Here is an 18,694-nt window from a genome sequence, read left to right as displayed (position 1 = left end):
TTTCGCCGTGGGAGAACGCCCGGTTGAGGGCCGACGTCGAGCTCGCGGGAACAGTGCCGGTTCGCCGGAACGCTCCGGCGACTGCGCAGCGTTCCGGCGATGTCGAGGACGGGCCGGCGCGTTATTCGCCCGGGCCGAGCTGGGCAAGATAGTAGTTCTTCGGCCAATGCCTGACCTTTTCCGGAAGCCTCGGATAAGCCACGGCCAACAACCGCATGATGGCGTCGAAGCTGCGCCGGTGACGCGCCTTCCAAGGAAGTCCGAATCCCGCGCGAAGCTGCTCCGGCAAGAGCCCGGCTGTCAGCAGGCGGACCAACGGCATGCTCAAACGCATCAAGAACGGCCCGCTCGCGGGGTACAGGAGCTCGTGGGCCACTCGCAAAGCGGCCGCATCCGGTTCGAGGTGCCGCAAGGAATCGTCCCGATAGCGCGCGAAGGCCGGGCGGTCGGCCGGCCAGAGTTCCGCGGGAAGCTGCAAGGCCGTCCCGATCCGCGCATACTCACGGTAGATCCGGTCGGCAGTGTCGTCGTCGAGGGCTCCGTGGACCTTTTCGTAAACGGTGACAGCGGTGTCATAGAGGGTGGCCACGACCCAGAGCTGGGAGTGCGCATCGAAGGCGTTGTACCCGTTCGACGCCTCGTCCGCTGGCCGGCGAACCGGGGCGTGCGCACGATTCACGGCCCGGCGCACCGCCGCCAGTTGCTCTTCCGAGCCATAGACCACGGCGTAGACGTACGTCATGGTGGCACGCAAGCGGTCGAGTGGCCGCTCGGCGAAATTGCTGTGCTCGGCGACGCCGTGACCGACCGCGGGATCGGCGACCTGCATCAGGATGGCGCGGCCTGCACCGGCCAGCAACACGCCCTCCGCGCCGATGTCAGCAAGTCCACGACCCATGCAGTTACTGTACATTCGCGGCTACAGCCCCACGACCCCCAGCAGCACCTCGAGCTGGTGCTCAAAGAGCTCGTCCCGCGCGGCAAAGGTGTCGGCGCCGTATTGGCCGAACACCTCGAAGCTGACCGCGCCGAAAACCGATGTCCACACCAGCACGCCCCGGGCCAACGCGGGCTCCGGAACGGCCACGCCCAGTTCGGCCCGGACCGCCGCCAGGTTCGCGGCGAGGGCGGGAGGAACGACGACGGCGGGCGCCACTTCGGCGGCCAAGGCGCCCGCGCGGTAGGCGGCGTCGAAGATCCCCACCATCCGGTAGATCACCCGCGTTCCAGGTTCGGTGGTCCGTTCCGCGGGCGCTTGGTATCCGGGCACCGGGCTGCCGAACAGGAGGGCGTACCGCGCCGGCTCGCGCAGGGCCCACTGCCGCACGGCACGGCCGAGCGCCAGGAACCTGCCACGATAGTCGCCTTCAGGGAGGGCGTCGACGGCGGCATCCACGTCGTCGCCCAGCTCTCCGTACGCGTCAATCAGCAAGAGGGTCAGCAGTTCGTCGCGGCTCTCCACATAGCGGTACACAGCAGAAGACACCACGCCGAGGTCGCGCGCAACTGCCCTCAGGGACAGGCCCGCGGCGCCATGCAAAGCAAGGTGCTGACGGCCCAGCCGGATGATGTCCGCCACGGTCTGGGCCCGGGCCCGCTCTCGGGGCGTCGATTGCTTGGCCGCTGCAACTAAGGGGAGGTCCATGCATCCAGCATGCCATAAAGGAGAGCACTGGAAACAAATGCGAGCAATGCTCTTGACATGCAATTCGAAAGGATCCATCCTGAATTCAGAGAGCACCGCTCTCTAATCAAGACTTCCACCAATAGATCCCAGCCGGAAAGCGAGCAACACCATGTATGTCGTCACAGGAGCAGGCCCCGTCGGATGGACCATTGCCGAACAACTCGCGGACCGCGGAGAACAGGTGCGTGTCCTGACGCGCTCAGGTAGCGGCCCGGACCACCCGCTGGTCGAAAAGCTCCGCGTGGATGTCTCGTACCCGGCGAAGTTGGTGCAAGCCTTCGACGGGGCCGCGGCCGTCTTCCACTGCATCCACGGTTCCGCCTATCGCGCCAAAGCCTGGGCGGCCGAACTCCCTGTTGCAGAGCGGGTGGTGATGGACGCGGCATGGGCGGCGGGCGCCGTCGTCGTCTTCCCTGAAAGCCTTTACTCCTACAGCGAGCCGGACAATACCCTCACTGAAAGCAGCCCGCGCGAAGCGGCCGGCGGGAAACGCGGGATCCGTTCCGCCCTGCTGAAGGCCCGGCAAACCCACGCCGCGAACACCGTCAGCGTGGTGGCAGGCGATTTCTTCGGTCCACGGGCACGCATGGCGCATGCCGGCGAGCGCATGGTCCCGCTGATACTGAAGGGCAAGACAGTCCAGGTTCTCGGAAGCGCCGAGCAGCCGCACTCTTTCACCTATGTCCCGGATCTCGCCGCAGCCATGATCGCCGCGGCCCAGAAGCCCGAACTCTGGAACTCGGTGCTGCACGCCCCCACGGGACCGGCAATGACGATGCGGGAAATTGCCGGCAACTTCGCACGGTCGGCCGGCGTTCCCGAACCGAAGCTGAGCGTGGTTCCCGGTTGGCTGCTCCGGGCACTCGGCTTGTTTTCAACCGACATGCGGGAGCTGGCCGAAATGATGTACCAGTTTGAGCGGCCGTTCGTCATGGATTCCACGGCGAGCCAGGCCAAGCTCGGGCTGGAACCGACGCCGCGCGCGGACGCGATGGCGGCGACCGTGGCCTGGTGGCGGGATCAGGAAGCCGTGGCCGCCCGCTGATCCTCTTTCGACGCCGGATGGCGGGCCAAGCGTCCCGGCCACCAGATGCGGGACCCGACGTCGTAGGACAGCGCAGGCACCAGGAGCGATCGCACGATCGTCGTGTCGAGCAGCACCCCGAACGCCACGATAAAGGAAATCTGCGCAAGGAAGAGGATCGGAATGACCCCCAGGGCGGCAAAGGTTGCAGCAAGGACAACGCCGGCCGAGGTAATCACTCCGCCGGTGGCACCGAGCCCCTTCAAGATGCCGGCCCTGGTTCCGTTGAGCATCGACTCCTCCCGGACGCGGGTCATGAGGAAGATGTTGTAGTCCACGCCGAGGGCTACAAGGAAGACAAAACCGAAGAGCGGAACCGAGGCATCCGCTCCGGGGAATCCAAACACATGGTTGAACACCCAGGCCGAGACACCCAACGCGGCGGCATAGGACAGCACCACGGTTCCTATCAGCAAGAGCGGCGCCAGGATGGACCGCAGCAGTGCCATGAGCACCAACAAGATGACCGCCAAGACGATCGGGATGATGCGCCACAAATCCGACTGCGCGCTCGCGTTGGTGTCCGTGGCCGTGGCCGTGGTTCCTCCCACCAGGGTTCCGGGGGCCGTGTCATGGAGCTTCTGCCGGAGCGTGGCGATGGTCTGTTCGGCCTTCGCCGAGTCGGCCTCCGAGGACAGGGTGGCATTGATCAACACCCGTCCGTCCCGCACCAAGGGGGCAGCACCGGTCGCGGCGTCAGCCAGCGGTCGGGCTCCGGAATCCGGTGGAACGGCAACCACGGATGCATCCGAGATGCCTTCCTGGGCCTTGACTTCGGCAAGCACCACGGCTGCCGACTTTTCCTCGGCCACCACCACTACGGGGCTTCCTGCGCCGGCCGGATAGTGCCGGCCCACAGCCGTTTGGCCGTCCACAGCCTCGGATTTGCTCAGGATGAGTGCCGACTGCGGAACACCGCTCGCCTGGAGTTGCAGCAGGCCTGAAGCGCAGACCACCAAAACGGCGGCGGCCCCCAGCCATACGGCCCTGGGCCGCTTGGCTATGATTCCGGCCAGACGCCTCCAGACCCGGGGAATGTTGGAGTGGGCCGGGGCGGCGACGGCGGCACTCGCCGCAGCACTCGCGGCCTGGGCTTTCCTCGGCGTTCGCGGCCAAAATGCGGACCGGCCGAGAAGTCCAAGCGCCGCGGGAAGCAGCGTGAGGCTAGCCAACATTGAGAAGACGATTCCGATCGCTCCGATAGGCCCCAGCCCCCGGTTTGAATTCAGTTCCGAGAAGAGCAGGCAAAGCAACGCCAGCGCGACCGTCGTGCCGGACGCCACAATGGCCCCAAAGCTACCCTTGTACGCGCGTCCCACAGCCGACCATTTGTTTGACGCGTCACCCAAGGCCTCACGGTAACGGGCCACAAAGAGGAGCGCATAGTCGGTGGCCGAGCCCACCACCAGGATGGACAGGATCCCTTGGCTCTGTCCTGTCAATTGGATTGCGCCCGCCTTCGCCAAGGCAAAGACCACCAAGATGGACCCGCAAAGCGCGAAGACGGCAGTAAGGAGCACCACAAAGGGCAGCACCACGGATCGATAGACTGCCAGCAGGATGACCAGGACGGCGCCCAGCGCCGCGAAGAGCAATATCCCGTCGATGCCGCCAAAAGCGTTCACCAAATCGGCGAGAAAGCCTGCCGGTCCCGTCACGTAGCTGGTTGTTCCAGCGGGGAGCCCTGCCCCCGCCGCATACCCCGTCGCGTTTGCGCGAAGTGCTTGAATGCTCTCCTTGACACCGTTTCCTTCCTCCACGGGGACGATGAATTGCACCGCCTTGCCGTCCGCGGACGGAATCGGCCCGACCATCGCCGTCGAATGGCTGACCCCGGCGACGGCGGACAGCTGGGTGCCGAGGGGCGCCAATCCGGCCAGTTGAGCGGGTGAAAGTTTCTCGGGAGACTCGAACAGCACCACCGCGGGAACACTGCCGCTGGAAGCGAACTTGCTTTGCCATGCGCGGGCTTCGGTGGATTCGGCGCTCGCCGGCAGGAAGGATGCTTGGTCGTTGCTGGACACCTCGCTGAGCTTTCCAAAGGTCGGGCCGCCGATTCCACCGATGACCATCCACGCCGCCAGCGCTAGCACCGCCGCCGCCACCCACCACCGCGAACTGCTTCGTCGCCCGATTCCAGGCCGTCTGTCGATCATGGCCGCCCCCTCCGTAATTACTTCCATGGTGAAATATATCTATCATGGAGATAATTGGTCAATGGCATCCCGGTGGGATAATTTGAGGCTGAAGGAGGCCTCATGGATGACAATCACGACGTTCGGTCCGCAGCGGCACTCCTTGGGCTTCTCCAGCAGTTCACGGTCGAAACGGAGCGCTACGTGGAGGCTGTCAGCAACCGCCACCATCTCCATCGAACGGACCTGAACGCATTGGCGGCCATGGTGGCCGCCGCGCGGGAGGGCAAGACAATGACTCCCGGGGCGCTCAGGGCGGCACTCAACCTGAGTTCTCCGGCAACAACCGCGCTTGTGGATCGACTTGACCGGGCAGGCCATTTGGCACGCCGCCGCAGCGAAAAGGACCGTCGGCAGGTCCAGCTGGAGATGACTGACTCCGCACGCGCCACCGGCAGCGAATTGTTCTCTCCCTTGGCGGGCGCCATAACCCCTGTCATTGACGCACTTTCGCCGGAAGAAGTCCACGTAGTCATGACTTTCATGCAAGGCGTCATCGAGGCCACCAAGACGGCCCGCAACGACGTCCCGGCAAACAGCCAACCATCGAATGGAGTGACGCCTGAACCCCGGTGACTCGCGGACCAGTGCGGGAGTAACGTAGTGCACAACGGCTAGCTGGACCACTTTGTGGACTGGAGTGTCACCGTGGGTGTTGTGCGATCATCCCTGACCGAGCTCCTCGGGATACTTTCCGACGCCGTCTCTCCAGTGCGCGTCCGTTTCGACGACGGTTCGGAACCGCCAAGGGGTCAATCCTCCGACGCTCCCGTCACGGTCCACGCCGTCGCCATGAACAGGGTGGGCCGGTCCCGGCGGGAGGGGCCGCTGCTGGACCTCGAGCTCAAAGTGGCCGTGGAATGCCATGGACCCACGCAACTGGACAACATGGAGAAGCTCCTGGTGGCCATCGAACAAAACACCCAGTACTCCGTGGTCTCCAGCGGTGAATTCCAACCGGACGAATACGACGCCGGGATCCGCCAAGGCCTCGGCTTCCTGGTCCGCGTCCCTGTGGGCATAAGCCTCGACGAGCCCTCCGGGCCTCCGGTCGCCGAACCCCTGCTTGCCGCTTCCACGCTGGCCCGCCTCATCCACGGCAGGTTGGTCGACGTCCACAACAAGGGCATCCCCGAGGCTTATATCCGCCCGCATTCGTCGGCGACCGCCGTCGTGAGCGATCCCACCGGCCATTTCGAGGTCCTGGCCTCGGCGGACGATCTCCAGCACTTTGTGGTGGCAGTCCGCGGCACCGAACGCGAAGTCTCGGCCAACACGAGCAGCCTGCCGGTCATCATCCGATGGGAGTGAGGCGCGGGACGTGAAATGATCAACCATGCGTCCGATGCAGCACTCCAGCAAACTACAGAACGTCCGCTATGAACTCCGCGGGCCCATCCTCCAAGCCGCCAAGACCATGGAGGCCGAAGGGCACCGCATCCTCAAGATGAATCTCGGGGACACCGCGCCGTTCGGACTGGAAGCTCCAGAGTCGGTTGTGGTGGACATGATCCACCACCTCCGCGGCGCCCAAGGGTACAGCGATTCCAAAGGCATCTTCACGGCGCGCACAGCGATTTCGCAGTACTACCAGACCAAAAACCTCATGAATATCGGCGTCGAGGATATCTTCATCGGCAACGGCGTCAGCGAACTGATTTCCATGACGCTGCAGGCTTTCCTGGAAAACGGCGACGAGGTCCTGATCCCCGCGCCGGACTATCCGCTGTGGACGGCAACGGTGACCCTCACAGGCGGAACGCCGGTTCACTATCTTTGCGACGAGGGCCGGAATTGGTGGCCGGACATGTCCGACGTCGAAGCCAAAATCACCAAGCGCACCAAAGCCATCGTCATCATCAACCCGAACAACCCCACGGGTGCTGTATACCCGCGCCACATCCTGGAGGAGTTCGCGGCACTGGCACGCAAGCACGATCTTGTCCTCTTCTCCGACGAGATCTACGAGAAGATCCGCTACGAGGACGCCCAGCACATCCATACGGCATCCGTGGCAGACGACATCTGCGTCCTCACCTTCAGCGGCCTCTCCAAGGCTTACCGGATGCCTGGTTACCGGGCCGGCTGGGTCGCTGTGACCGGCCCGCACGCGGCAACTGCCGAATACCGCGAAGCGTTGGAGCTCCTGGCGTCCCTCCGCTTGTGCTCCAACGTTCCGGCGCAGCACGCCATCCAGACCTGCCTTGGCGGCTACCAGAGCATCGAGGAACTCATCAGGCCAGGCGGCAGGCTCCGCGAACAACGGGACCTGGCCTTGAAGCTCCTGACGGCGATTCCCGGGGTGAGTTGCGTTCCTGCAGCCGGGGCGATGTATTTGTTCCCGCGGCTGGACCTTGATGTCTACCCGATCGAGAGCGACGAGAAATTCGTCCTGGACCTCCTGCAGGACCAGAAGATCCTGGTCTCCCACGGCTCGGCTTTCAACTGGCCAGCCCCGGACCATTTCCGCTTCGTCATCCTGCCATCCGTCCGCGAGATCGAGGAAGCCGTGCGGCGGATCGCCACGTTCCTGGCGGCGTATCGGAACCGGCCCCAGGCGTAAGGGCCACGCGCAGTTCCGCCCGCTTTCGGCTCCATCGGGGTAGCGTTTCCCTATGAACGAGCAGAAGCCTGAAGACGTCTACACACACGGCCACCACGAGTCCGTCGTACGCGCCCACGCCTCCCGCACAGCCGAGAACTCTGCCGCGTTTGTCATCCCGCATCTCACCGCCGGGACGTCGGTGCTCGACGTCGGATGCGGGCCCGGGAGCATCACGTGCGACTTCGCGGAGCTGGTGGCTCCCGCGAAGGTCGTCGGGCTCGACCGTTCCGCCGAGATCGTGGCGCAGGCTGCGACGCTCGCGGCCGAGCGTGGCGTGGAAAACGTGGAGTTCGTCACGGGCAATATCTACGATCTGGACTTCGAGGACGAGACCTTCGACCTCGTCCATGCCCACCAAGTCCTGCAGCACCTGACCGACCCCGTCGCCGCGCTGCGCGAGATGCGGCGTGTCGCCAAACCCGGCGCCATCGTTGCAGTCCGCGACGCCGATTTCCACGGCATGAGCTGGTACCCGGAGGTCCGCGAGCTCGACGACTGGATGGAGCTCTACCAGAAGATCGCCCGACGGAACGGAGCAGAACCCGACGCCGGGCGGCGGCTCGTGTCCTGGGCGCAGCAGGCGGGCTTCACCGACGTCGCTCCCTCCAGCAGCAACTGGCTGTACGCCACCGCGCAGCAGCGCCGCTGGCAGTCGCGTGTGTGGAGCGAACGCGTCCTGCACTCCGCCTTTGCCGAGCAGGCGCTGGAATATGGCCTGGCCAACGAGGCAGACCTCGCCAGGATCGCCGCCGGTTGGCACCGTTGGGGCTCCACGGATGACGGCTTCTTCCTGATCCCGAACGGGGAAGTCATCGCACGGGCCTAGCCGGCCGCCCAAAGTTTCTTGGAATTTCCCTCGGCCCATGTCGAAAACCGTCCTGCAGTTCCGACTTATGAACGAAGGCGTCCACACGGAGCGCCCTGATAAAGGAGTTCGAGATGAAATACATGATCATGATGTTTGGTTCTGCCGAGGGCATGATGGAGGCCGCGGACCCCGAGTGGATCAGGGAAATGATCGGATTCATGATCCAGATCGACAAGGACCTTACTGATTCCGGCGAGATGGTCTTCAACGCCGGATTGGCCGATCCTGGTACTGCCAAGCTGGTCAAGCAGACGGACAACGGGGTCATCACCACCGATGGACCTTTCGCCGAGGCCAAGGAATCCCTCATCGGCTACTGGGTAGTGGACGTCGCCAGCGAGGAACGGGCCGTGGAAATCTGCTCCAGCATCGTGAAATACGCACCGGTTGTGGAGCTGCGCCGCGTCCAGGACGCTCCGCCGGAGATCTAGCGCTTGGCCGCACCTTCCAAGGAATCCACGTTCGAGGACCTGCAGCGCACGCTCGCGCCGCAGGTCCTTGGCGTGCTCATCCGAAGGCACGGCCAGTTCGCCGAATGCGAGGATGCCGTCCAGGAAGCGCTGCTCGCGGCAGCAATGCAATGGCCCGCCTCCGGTGTTCCGGAGAACCCGAGATCGTGGCTGCTCACGGTCGCTTCACGGCGTTTGGTGGACTACTGGCGCAGCGAAAGTGCCCGGCAGGCACGCGAACAACGCGCGGCGGCCTTGGAACCGCCGCCTCGAGAAGACCCTTCCCCGAGCAGTGAGACGGACGGGATTGCGGAAGACACCCTCACCCTCCTTTTCCTGTGCTGCCACCCGGCCCTGTCAGCACCCTCGCAACTGGCACTGACATTGCGGGCGGTCGGAGGGCTCACGACGGCGGAAATCGCCAGCGCGTTCTTTGTCCCGGAAGCCACCATGGGCCAAAGGATCAGCAGGGCCAAGCAGAGCATCAAGAAGGCGGGAGCCCATTTCGAGCTCCCGGAACCGGGCGAGCGAAAGGCGCGGCTCGGCGTCGTCCTCCACGTCCTGTACCTGATCTTCAACGAGGGCTACGCGGCCAGTTCCGGCCCATCCATGCAGCGCGAAGACCTCACTGCCGAGGCCATCCGCCTTGCCCGGCTCCTTCGGGAGCTGCTCCCGGACGAGTTCGAAGCGGGCGGGTTGCTGGCCCTCATGCTCCTGACCGACTCGCGACGACGCGCGAGGTCCCTCCCGGACGGGATGTTGGTGCCGCTCGCCGAGCAGGATCGCCGGCTGTGGGACCGGGCCCAGATCGCCGAAGGTCTCGAACTCTTGTCAACGGTGCTGGGGGCCGGGCGTCCGGGGCCCTATCAGCTGCAGGCCGCCATTGCGGCGGTCCACGCCGAGGCACCGTCCGCGGCCCAGACCGACTGGCCGCAGATCCTGGCGTTGTACACGGTCCTCGAAGCCGTAGCGCCAAGCCCGGTGGTGACGCTCAACCGGGCAGTTGCGGTGGCCATGGCGGAAAGCCCGCGGGCGGCCCTTGAGCTGTTGGATGGGCTTGGGACCGGGCTGGGAGACTGGCACAGGCTCGACGCCGTTCGCGGACACCTGCTCGAAATGTCCGGCGACCCTGCGGGCGCCCGGGAGTGCTTGCTGACCGCGGCGAAGAAGACCGGGAGTCTGCAGGAGCGGCAGTATCTCCTGGTGAAGGTGGCCAAACTCGGGCAGTTGTCCACATAGGCTAAGTGGTCTCTGGTTGTGCTCCTCGGCCGCGAATAGCCTCAAACCATGATCATCCACGAATAGTTCGTATTGAGCATCCTCGAAAGCGCGAGTTGGGCTTCCTGGGTCAGATCGATCTTCCTGACAACCTGTTCGACCCTCAGACGGAGCAAGAACTGGCGGAGTGGGAATGACTGCGTTCCTCTTGGATTCCAACGCGTTGGTGCTCGCGATGACCAGGCCAGAACAATTGTCCAGCACGGCCCGGTCGATCATCGAAGATCTCGAAAATCGAACTTTTGCCTCAGCTGCCTCGGCCTATGAACTGGCTTACAAGTACTCACGGGCCGCCGTCGAGGGCTCGACGCTTGTGATGTCCGATCGGGTGCTCCAGGAATTCCGACTCGTCAGCACGATCTGGTAGCCATTCGTCTCGCCGTCCCGCCCTGCGGGCATAAGCTGGATTGGTGCAAATTTCGCTTTGGCTGGCCCTGGTAGGCGCCGGCACCCTGATCAGTTTCACTCCCGGCGCAGGCGCCATCTCCACGATGAGCAACTCGCTCAACTCCGGATTCCGCCGCTCCATCTGGGGAGTGCTGGGCCAACAGGCGGCACTGATCATCCATATCCTGATCGTGGCTCTCGGGGTAGGTGTTCTGGTCTCGAGCTCACCCGTGGTTTTCAACGTGATCCGCTACACGGGGGCGGCATATCTCGTGTACATGGGCATCCGGCAGTTCCTGCACCGGCCGGACCTGGACAAGGAAAAAGTGGAGGCCCGGCGGAACGAGCCGGCGTGGTCGATGTTCCAGCGAGGCATTTGGGTCAACCTGCTCAACCCCAAGGCGATCGTCTTCTTCCTGGCCTTCATGCCGCAATTCATCCGCCCCGAGCAGCCACTGATTCCGCAGTATCTGATCCTCAGCACCACGATCGTTTTCATCGACATCTGCGTCATGTGGTTCTTCTTCGCCTTGGCGGCCCGTTCATTCCAACGGTTCACGCACAACGCGCACGGACAAAAAGTCCTCAACCGCACTTTCGGCGTGCTCTTCATGTCCGTGGGAGTGCTGCTCGCCGCCATCCACTAAAACAACTCGACTGCTCCCCACCGGCCAAGTGCGCTCCACAGCGGTGACAGCGACGCAGAAGTTATCCACAGCCTCCATCGATTGCTCCAAAACGGTCGTTTTGAACCCTCAAAGCGACAATTACTCAGCAATCGATGGGGAAAGGGGAAAGCCCGTGGAGCCGCGTACCACCAATGAGCTCTCGAGCGTCAGTTGCGGTTGCTCCAGCTCGCGGCCTTCCATCAGGCCCCGGAGTTGTTTCCCGGCCTGGAGACCCAGCGGGGTGGCCGGCAAATGCACGCTGGTCAGGCTCGGGTTGCTCGTGGCCGAATACGGCAGGTCATCGAAGCCGGCGACAGCGAGTTCCTCCGGAATCCGGACCCCGGCCACGCGGGCCTCCTGCAGCACACCGTAGGCGTGGGTGTCCGTTCCGCAGACGACGGCGGTGACCCCGGCGCGCTGCCAGTCCGGCCAGGCGGCAGCGAAGGCAGCCGCGGCAGCGCCGACGTCGATGGTGGTACTGATGATGTGGGAGTCCGCCACCGAAATACCGCAGGAATCTGCCTCATCCAAGAAGGCAGCCCGGCGCACCTCGAATGTCGCTGTGCCCGTCACGCTGTCCACGTACGCAACGCGCTTGTGTCCGGAGGCCGCAAGGTGCGCGGCCAATTCACGGGCGCCGTGGGCGACATCGAGGTTCACCGACGGAGCGTAGGCCTCAAGGCCAGGCGCATCCAGAAGGACCAGGGGCCCGGCGACGGACAGGTCCTCCAGGAAGGCCGCGTTGGGCGCATCCACCAGCAGTCCGGCGGGGCGAAGGGCCATGAGCTTTCGGACATCCTCCGCCCGGGGGAACTCGCCGGCGTCGGTGACGGATAGCAACAGCTGGTACTCGGAGCCGAGCGATTCCCGGACTCCGGCGATGACCTTCGCGAAGAAGGGGTTGGAAATGTCCGGCGCCACGAGGATCACAATCGAGCTCACGCCCTTGGCCAAGGAACTGCCGATGCCATCCACCACGTAGCCAAGCTCGGCGATGGCCCTGCGGACCCGCGAAATGTTGTCCTCGGAGACCCTGCCCTGGGTTTTTCCATTGGCAACCAAGGACACCGTCGCAGTCGAGACCCCTGCCAAGGAGGCCACCATCGCCGCGGTGACGCGCTGCGTACGGCTTGAGGTCCGATGCACTGGTTCGGCGGATTCCATACAACGATCGTAGTCGGAATCAGCCAATTCCCACGCGCCAACGCATCAAGCGCTTGACGTGTTTTGCGTTAAGCGCTTGACGCGACACGCAAGCCAGTGCCAGAATTCCCCTGAATGCTTTAGCGCCCTGCCTCGGCAGGCCCCAATGACGTGGAGATGAACATGGATCCCAACACCATGACCCGTGAACGCAAGAAGATCATCCTGGATTGTGATCCCGGCCATGACGACGCCGTGGCCCTGCTGCTGGCCCACGGCAACCCGGACATCGAGCTGCTCGCCGTCACCACGGTGGTCGGCAACCAGACCCTCGAAAAGGTCACCCGCAACGCCCTGTCCGTGGGCACCATCGCAGGCATCACGGGTGTTCCCTTTGCCGCCGGCTGCGACCGTCCGCTGGTGCGCTCGATCGAAACCGCACCGGACATCCACGGCGAAACCGGCATGGACGGCCCCGAACAGCCCGAGTCCACCATCGAACTGGACCCGCGCCACGCCGTGGACCTGATCATCGAAACGATCATGGCGCACGAGCCGGGCACCGTCACCCTCGTCCCCACCGCGGGACTCACCAACATCGCCATGGCCGCCCGCAAGGAGCCGCGCATCGTTGAACGCGTCAAGGAAGTCGTCCTCATGGGCGGCGGCTACCACGTAGGCAACTGGAGTGCCGTGGCCGAGTTCAACATCATCATCGACCCCGAAGCCGCGCACATCGTGTTCAACGAAAAGTGGCCCGTGGTGATGGTCGGATTGGACCTCACGCACCAGGCCCTGGCCACTCCCGAGGTGGTCGGGAAGATCGCCGCCGTCGGCACCAAGCCGGCCAAGTTCGTCATGGAACTGATGGAGTTCTTCACCAAGACCTACAAGGACGCCCAGGGATTCGACTATCCCCCGGTGCACGATCCCTGCGCCGTGGCATACGTCATCGACCCCACCGTGATGACCACCCGCAAGGTCCCGGTCGACATCGAACTGCAGGGCAAGCTCACCCTGGGCATGACCGTGGCAGATTTCCGGGCCCCCGCACCAGCCGACTGCAACACCTCCGTCGCGGTCGACCTTGACCACGAGAAGTTCTGGAACCTCGTCACCGACGCGATCATCCGCATCGGTGAGCCCGACGCCGGCGCTCCCGCCACCATGAGCGCCGCCGACGCCGCCGTCGCCGTCAGCATCGCAGGAGAGGCAAAGTAAATGACCACGCTCATCAATGAAACCAAGACCAACCGCGGCAACGTCGCCGCACTCATGGTCGCCCTGCTGGCCGCCTGCGTGGCCTTCCAGCTCAACGCATCGATGCTCAGCCCGGCCCTGGTCACCATGGGCAACGAGCTCCACACGGACCAGGCAGTCATCGGCCTCTCGCAGACCTGGTTCTTCACGGCCGCAGCCCTGTTCTCGCTCTTCCTGCCGCGCCTGAGCGACATCGTGGGACGCAAGAAGATCCTCCTCGGCATGATGCTGCTGATGGCGATCGGCTCGGTCATCGCAGCGATGGCGCCCGACGTTACCTGGCTCTTCGTGGGCCGCATCATCCAGGGCGTCAGCGGCCCCACCGTGCCGCTCTGCCTCATCATGCTGCGCTCCGCCGTCGACAACCCGCGCAAATACGGAGCCCTGATGGGCCTCATCACGGCAGTCAACGGCGGCGTTGCCGGCGTCGACTCCTTCGTGGGCGGCTACTTCGCCGAGCACTTCGGCTTCCGCAGCATCTTCTGGCTCATGGTTGGCCTCGCCATCGTGGCAACGGCCTTGATCGCCATCCTTGCCGGCGAGAGCAAGCCTGCCGCGGGCACCGGCATGGACTGGCTGGGCGTGTTCTTCATCGTCATCGCCGTGGGCGCACTCCTGACAGCCCTCAATGAGGGATCCAAGCTGGTTGGCGCCTTCTCTTCCGGAACGCTCATGCTGTCCATCGGGCTGATCGTGGTCGCTGCTGTTGCTTTCGCCGCCTTCTGGACGGTGGAGAAGCGTTCCAAGAAACCGATGGTGGAAACCGTCCACCTCCGCCAGCGTTCCACGTGGGCGCCGCTGCTGACCACCACCCTCGCCATGACCGGCATCTTCGCGGTCATCAACGGCATCGTCCCGGCCTACGTCCAGGCCGCGGCACCGGGATTCGGGGTCGGCCCCACCGAGATGTCGCTCATGATCCTCACGCCGTACGCCCTCCTCGGCTGGGTATTCGGCCCCATCAGCGGCCGGCTCGCTCCCGTGCTCGGCTACACCAAAGTCCTGCGCATCGGCATGCTGGGCAGCATCGCGGCCCTGGCCGTCATCGCGTTCCTCGGACTCAGCAGCCTCCCCCTCATGATCGTGGGAACGGCCTTGCTCGGCATCATGTACGCCGGTACGGTCAACATCATGCTCAATGGACTCGGAGTCGTCCTCTCCCCCGCCGGCAACCCCGGCTTCCTGCCCGGCATGAACGCCGGGGCCTTCAACCTCGGCGCCGGACTGAGCTTCCTGGTGTTGCCGGCTGTCCTTGTGGCGACCTCCGCGCTCGGCGACGCCAAGGCCTCATATTTGACGGTCGTCGTCGTCGGCCTTGCCATCACGGTTGCCGCCTTCGCGGCGTCGCTGCTCATCCCCAAGCCCCTCGAAGCCGAGGTCGGAAAGTGAGCCGCCGGATCGTCGTCGTCGGGTCCTTGAACGCGGACCTGACCATCTATTGCGAGCGGCTCCCGCTCCCCGGTGAAACCGTCCACGGCAATGGCTTCGCGGTCAATCCCGGTGGCAAGAGCGCCAACCAGGCCGTCGCGGCGAGCAAACTGGGCGGCACCGTGAGCCTGATCGGCGCCGTCGGAGACGATTCCAACGGCGCCATGCTGCTCGCCTCCACGGAAGGGGGCGGCGTGGACGTTTCGCGCGTCCGCCGTTCCGCGGATGCCGCCACCGGCGTCGCGGTTATCGCGGTGGACGCGCACGGGGAGAACAACATCATCATTTCGGCCGGCGCCAACGGAACGCTCGCCCCGGCGGACGTGTCGGCGGACGCCTTCGACGACGCGGCAGTGCTCTGCCTCTGCCTGGAGGTCGGCCTCGACACGGTGGAAGCTGCCGCCAAAACAGCGCACGACGCCGGCGCAACAGTTCTGTTGAACCTCTCCCCGTACGCCGAAATCCCGCAGAGCCTGGCCGCCTTGAGCGACGTCCTGCTGGTGAACGCCCATGAAGCGTCCATGTTCCTGGGCGACGCCGAAATGCCGCACCCGGGAGCGCACGCCAGCGCCTGGGAGTCAGTCCGGAGCCAGTTCGCCGAGCGGGGACTGGAGCGGGTCTTGGTGACCCTCGGGTCCCACGGCTCGGTGGTGCTGGATTCACTCGCGGCGCCCGGAGAACAGATCTCCCGGATCGCACCCACCAAGGTCAATGCCGTGGACACGACCGGTGCAGGGGATGCCTTCACCGGCGCGGTGGCTGCCCGTCTCGCCGCGGGCGAGACCTTGGCCGAAGCCGCGGCGTTCGCATCGGTTGCCGCGGCGCTCGCCACGACCAAGAAGGGCACCCAGGCGGCCTACCCCGGCGCCGAGGAAGTCCTGGAGCATTTGCGGATTTCCTGACCCAGCCTGCGCTTTTACGCCTCCACCAGCGACTTTACAAATCTTGTAATTTTGACTAGCCAAGACGGGGTGGGATCCCCCATGCTTGCTCCATGTACTCAGCGCCGAGCCCATACCGCATCATCACCGTTTGCACGGGAAACATCTGCCGCTCACCCATGGCGGAGCTCATGCTGACCGAAGCGTTCGACGCCGGAGGGCTGGGTGGAGCGGTTGTGGTGGACTCCGCGGGAACCACCTCATACGAGGCCGGACACCCTATCGATCCGCGTGCGGCACGGGTCCTTTCAGCACACCGGATCCACTCCGAAGGTCACCTTGCCAGGAGCTGGCGCCAGGAGTGGTTCCGGGAGCGGGACTTGATTTTGGCGCTCGACGTGGATCACTACGGCTGGCTGCATGAGGCCGCCCCGGATTCGGAGACGCTCGCCAAGATCCGGATGCTGCGCAGCTTCGACCCATCCGTCGCTGGCCGGAGCACCCTGGACCTGGGCATCGAAGATCCCTGGTACGGGGGCCACCACGATTTCGACGTCACCTGGGACCTCATCCGGGCGGCCGTCCCCGGGATTGTCGCCTTCACGCGCGACGCCGTGGCCGCCGGGCAGCACGCACGGCACCACGACCCACAGCAGGTACGCTCTATTTCATGACCCCAGCACCCGTGATCATCGCCATCGATGGCCGGTCCGGCGCCGGAAAGACCACTCTCGCCGTCGAACTTGCCGCCCGCCTCCGCATGCATCACAAGGTGTCGCTGTTCCATCTCGAGGACATCTATCCGGGCTGGAACGGCCTCGCTGCAGGCATCGAGCGGTACGTCACCACGGTCCTGGCACCGCTGCGGCACGGCGACGCCGCCGAGTGGGTCAGTTGGGACTGGGAGAAGCACTACGACGGCCGCAACCACGTGACGCTGCCTGCCGAAATCGTCATCGTCGAGGGCGTCGGGGCCGCTGCGAATGCTGCCCGCCCGATGCTGGACGCCGTGGTTTGGGTGGACGCTCCCGAGGACGACCGCAGGCACCGTGCGATGGCCCGGGACGGCAGCAGCTACGAACCGTTCTGGGACAGCTGGGCGGCCCAGGAGGACGAGTGGCTGGAGACCGACGACGTCCTCGACCACACTGACGTCAGGGTGCTGAACCGGGCTGACGGCAACGCCCCGGATGACGCGCTGCAGGCGCTGAACTACCTCCCGTCGCTCTCCCCCGTGCTGGCTCCCGAGCTCTCGGCACGCCGCGGTTTGCAGCTCAAGGCCGAACGGATAGATGCCACGCCGGACGCCGCGGCCCTGTTCCACACGCTCTACGCCCACTCCGCCAACGCCGTCTGGCTCGATTCCTCCAACACGTCCTCCAACAGGGACACGGTCGGCGACGCCGGATCCTCCAACGCCGCGGCCGAGCGCAGCCGCTTCAGTATCCTCGCGGACGACGGCGGCTCCTTCGGCCAAGCCGTAACGCACCGTTCCGGAACCACCCGGCTCAGTGCCGGTTGCGCCACCGTGGAGACCACCGGACCCTTCTTCCGTTGGTTGGACACCGTGTGGGGCCGCAAGGCTTTGAAGGCGCCGGAAGGCTACGACTGCGAATTCACGCTCGGCTGGTTGGGCTACCTCGGCTATGAATTGAAGCGGGAGACCGGTGGCAGCGATGTCCAGGCCGGCACTCCGGATGCCGCGTTGCTCTTCGCCGGCAGGGCCGTGGTGATCGACCACCGTGAGGCTGCCGTGTGGCTGCTCGCCATCGATACCCCCGACGCCGGCGAATGGCTTGGGCTTGCGCGGGAGGCCGTGCTGTCCGCGGCGTCGGCACCCCAAGCGGCCAGCGCGCCGAGGCACTCGGCCGGGGATCCCGCCGTCGGGGGTCGCACAGTGGCGCTTGAGTTCTCCAGCCGCGACACCGAGGACGAATACAAAAGCAAAATCAGCGACGCGCAGCACCAGATCGCCGAGGGCAACACCTACGAGGTCTGCCTGACCACCACCGTGACCGCCACGGATCCCGGGCTGGACCCGTGGGAAGGCTACCTCGCGCTGCGCAAGCGCAACCCGGCGCCGTTCGCGAGCTACTTGCGTTTCGGCGATCTGACGGTCGCGAGCACCTCGCCTGAGCGCTTCCTCCGGATAACCTCCGACGGCGGCATGCGGGCCGAGCCGATCAAGGGCACCAGGGGCCGGGCCAACGATCCTGTCATCGACGAGGCACTGCGGCGTGGCCTTGAATCCTCCCTCAAGGACCGTGCGGAGAACATCATGATCGTGGATCTGCTTCGCAACGACCTCAGCCATTTCGCCGTGCCCGGATCGGTGACGGTCAGCCGGTTATGCGCGGTGGAAAGCTACGCCACCGTACACCAGATGGTGAGCACGATCGACGCCCGGTTGCGACCCGGAGCACCCCGGGCCGAAGCCGTCGCGGCAGCGTTCCCTGCCGGGTCCATGACGGGAGCTCCGAAGATCAGCACCATGGACATCCTTGACAGCTTGGAGTCCGGACCGCGCGGGGTCTACTCGGGCGCGATTGGGTACTTTTCGCTCAACGCGGCGACGGATCTCGCCGTCGTGATCCGGACCCTGGTGATGGGTCCCGACGGCGACGGCGGACGCACGCTCAGTCTCGGCGTCGGGGGCGCCATCACGGCGGACTCCACGGCCCAGGACGAATACGAGGAAATCCGGACCAAGGCGTTCGGCGTGCTCTCCGCCCTGGGCGCGGAGTTTCCCTCTACCTGAGAA

18 protein-coding genes are annotated in these 18,694 nt (G+C 65.1%); 14 read left to right on the top strand and 4 right to left on the bottom strand.

What is annotated here, in order from left to right; all coding sequences use genetic code 11:
- Positions 1 to 121: 121 nt before the first annotated feature.
- Together QRN45_RS15040 and QRN45_RS15035 are read right to left on the bottom strand one after the other, a co-directional pair.
- Entirely contained in the window at positions 122 to 898 is a 777-nt protein-coding gene (locus QRN45_RS15040; protein WP_241709433.1) for an oxygenase MpaB family protein, read from the bottom strand.
- A 21-nt stretch (positions 899 to 919) separates the two neighbouring features.
- A complete protein-coding gene (locus QRN45_RS15035; protein WP_241709432.1) occupies positions 920 to 1,645 on the bottom strand; it encodes a TetR/AcrR family transcriptional regulator in 726 nt (241 codons plus the stop codon).
- A 151-nt stretch (positions 1,646 to 1,796) separates the two neighbouring features.
- Between QRN45_RS15035 and QRN45_RS15030 the strand changes: the two genes are divergently transcribed.
- Complete coding sequence (locus QRN45_RS15030) at positions 1,797 to 2,732, top strand: NAD-dependent epimerase/dehydratase family protein (protein WP_241709431.1); 936 nt, start codon at positions 1,797 to 1,799, stop codon at positions 2,730 to 2,732.
- On the opposite strand, the gene QRN45_RS15025 is transcribed toward QRN45_RS15030, so the two are convergent.
- Complete coding sequence (locus tag QRN45_RS15025) at positions 2,708 to 4,927, bottom strand: MMPL family transporter (protein ID WP_241709430.1); 2,220 nt, start codon at positions 4,925 to 4,927, stop codon at positions 2,708 to 2,710. The genes QRN45_RS15030 and QRN45_RS15025 overlap by 25 nt on opposite strands.
- A 102-nt stretch (positions 4,928 to 5,029) precedes the next feature.
- On the opposite strand from QRN45_RS15025, the gene QRN45_RS15020 reads away from it, so the two are divergent.
- The 8 genes from QRN45_RS15020 to QRN45_RS14985 all read left to right on the top strand — a co-directional run bounded on the left by QRN45_RS15020 (position 5,030) and on the right by QRN45_RS14985 (position 11,200).
- Complete coding sequence (locus QRN45_RS15020) at positions 5,030 to 5,542, top strand: MarR family winged helix-turn-helix transcriptional regulator (protein WP_241709429.1); 513 nt, start codon at positions 5,030 to 5,032, stop codon at positions 5,540 to 5,542.
- A gap of 72 nt (positions 5,543 to 5,614) precedes the next feature.
- On the top strand, positions 5,615 to 6,277 hold the full coding sequence (locus tag QRN45_RS15015; RefSeq protein ID WP_078107427.1) for a hypothetical protein: 663 nt from the start codon (positions 5,615 to 5,617) through the stop codon (positions 6,275 to 6,277).
- Positions 6,278 to 6,302: 25 nt separating this feature from the next.
- A complete protein-coding gene (locus tag QRN45_RS15010) occupies positions 6,303 to 7,529 on the top strand; it encodes a pyridoxal phosphate-dependent aminotransferase (RefSeq protein WP_078107400.1) in 1,227 nt (408 codons plus the stop codon).
- A gap of 52 nt (positions 7,530 to 7,581) precedes the next feature.
- Positions 7,582 to 8,397: a methyltransferase domain-containing protein gene (locus tag QRN45_RS15005; RefSeq protein WP_078107399.1), complete on the top strand. Its 816-nt coding sequence runs from the start codon at positions 7,582 to 7,584 to the stop codon at positions 8,395 to 8,397.
- Between the two features lie 113 nt (positions 8,398 to 8,510).
- The gene (locus QRN45_RS15000) at positions 8,511 to 8,870 is read left to right on the top strand and encodes a YciI family protein (RefSeq protein WP_241709427.1); all 360 of its coding nucleotides are present in this window, start codon (positions 8,511 to 8,513) and stop codon (positions 8,868 to 8,870) included.
- Between the two features lie 3 nt (positions 8,871 to 8,873).
- Positions 8,874 to 10,127 (top strand): RNA polymerase sigma factor, encoded by a 1,254-nt coding sequence (locus tag QRN45_RS14995; RefSeq protein WP_241709426.1) that lies wholly within the window; start codon positions 8,874 to 8,876, stop codon positions 10,125 to 10,127.
- Between the two features lie 172 nt (positions 10,128 to 10,299).
- On the top strand, positions 10,300 to 10,533 hold the full coding sequence (locus QRN45_RS14990) for a PIN domain-containing protein (protein WP_241709425.1): 234 nt from the start codon (positions 10,300 to 10,302) through the stop codon (positions 10,531 to 10,533).
- Between the two features lie 43 nt (positions 10,534 to 10,576).
- Complete coding sequence (locus tag QRN45_RS14985; RefSeq protein WP_241709424.1) at positions 10,577 to 11,200, top strand: LysE family transporter; 624 nt, start codon at positions 10,577 to 10,579, stop codon at positions 11,198 to 11,200.
- A 120-nt stretch (positions 11,201 to 11,320) separates the two neighbouring features.
- Here QRN45_RS14985 and QRN45_RS14980 read toward each other — a convergent pair whose 3' ends face one another.
- Complete coding sequence (locus QRN45_RS14980; RefSeq protein ID WP_372489672.1) at positions 11,321 to 12,325, bottom strand: LacI family DNA-binding transcriptional regulator; 1,005 nt, start codon at positions 12,323 to 12,325, stop codon at positions 11,321 to 11,323.
- Between the two features lie 222 nt (positions 12,326 to 12,547).
- Here QRN45_RS14980 and uriH point away from each other — a divergent pair, with 222 nt between their 5' ends.
- From uriH to pabB, 5 genes are all read left to right on the top strand, one after another.
- Entirely contained in the window at positions 12,548 to 13,585 is a 1,038-nt protein-coding gene (uriH, locus tag QRN45_RS14975; protein ID WP_241709422.1) for a uridine-preferring nucleoside hydrolase UriH, read from the top strand.
- Positions 13,586 to 15,013 (top strand): uridine transporter UriT, encoded by a 1,428-nt coding sequence (uriT, locus tag QRN45_RS14970; protein WP_241709421.1) that lies wholly within the window; start codon positions 13,586 to 13,588, stop codon positions 15,011 to 15,013.
- Positions 15,010 to 15,954 (top strand): ribokinase, encoded by a 945-nt coding sequence (locus QRN45_RS14965; RefSeq protein ID WP_264637034.1) that lies wholly within the window; start codon positions 15,010 to 15,012, stop codon positions 15,952 to 15,954. The genes uriT and QRN45_RS14965 overlap by 4 nt, the downstream gene beginning before the upstream one ends.
- A 92-nt stretch (positions 15,955 to 16,046) precedes the next feature.
- A complete protein-coding gene (locus QRN45_RS14960; protein ID WP_078107392.1) occupies positions 16,047 to 16,607 on the top strand; it encodes a low molecular weight protein-tyrosine-phosphatase in 561 nt (186 codons plus the stop codon).
- Complete coding sequence (gene pabB / locus QRN45_RS14955; RefSeq protein ID WP_241709419.1) at positions 16,604 to 18,691, top strand: aminodeoxychorismate synthase component I; 2,088 nt, start codon at positions 16,604 to 16,606, stop codon at positions 18,689 to 18,691. Before QRN45_RS14960 ends, pabB begins: the two co-directional genes overlap by 4 nt.
- Positions 18,692 to 18,694 lie beyond the last annotated feature (3 nt).

Origin of the sequence: Arthrobacter sp. efr-133-R2A-63 (genome assembly GCF_030209795.1) — a bacterium.
Lineage (GTDB): Bacteria > Actinomycetota > Actinomycetes > Actinomycetales > Micrococcaceae > Arthrobacter > Arthrobacter bambusae_A.
This window is presented reverse-complemented; position numbering and strand designations above follow the sequence as displayed.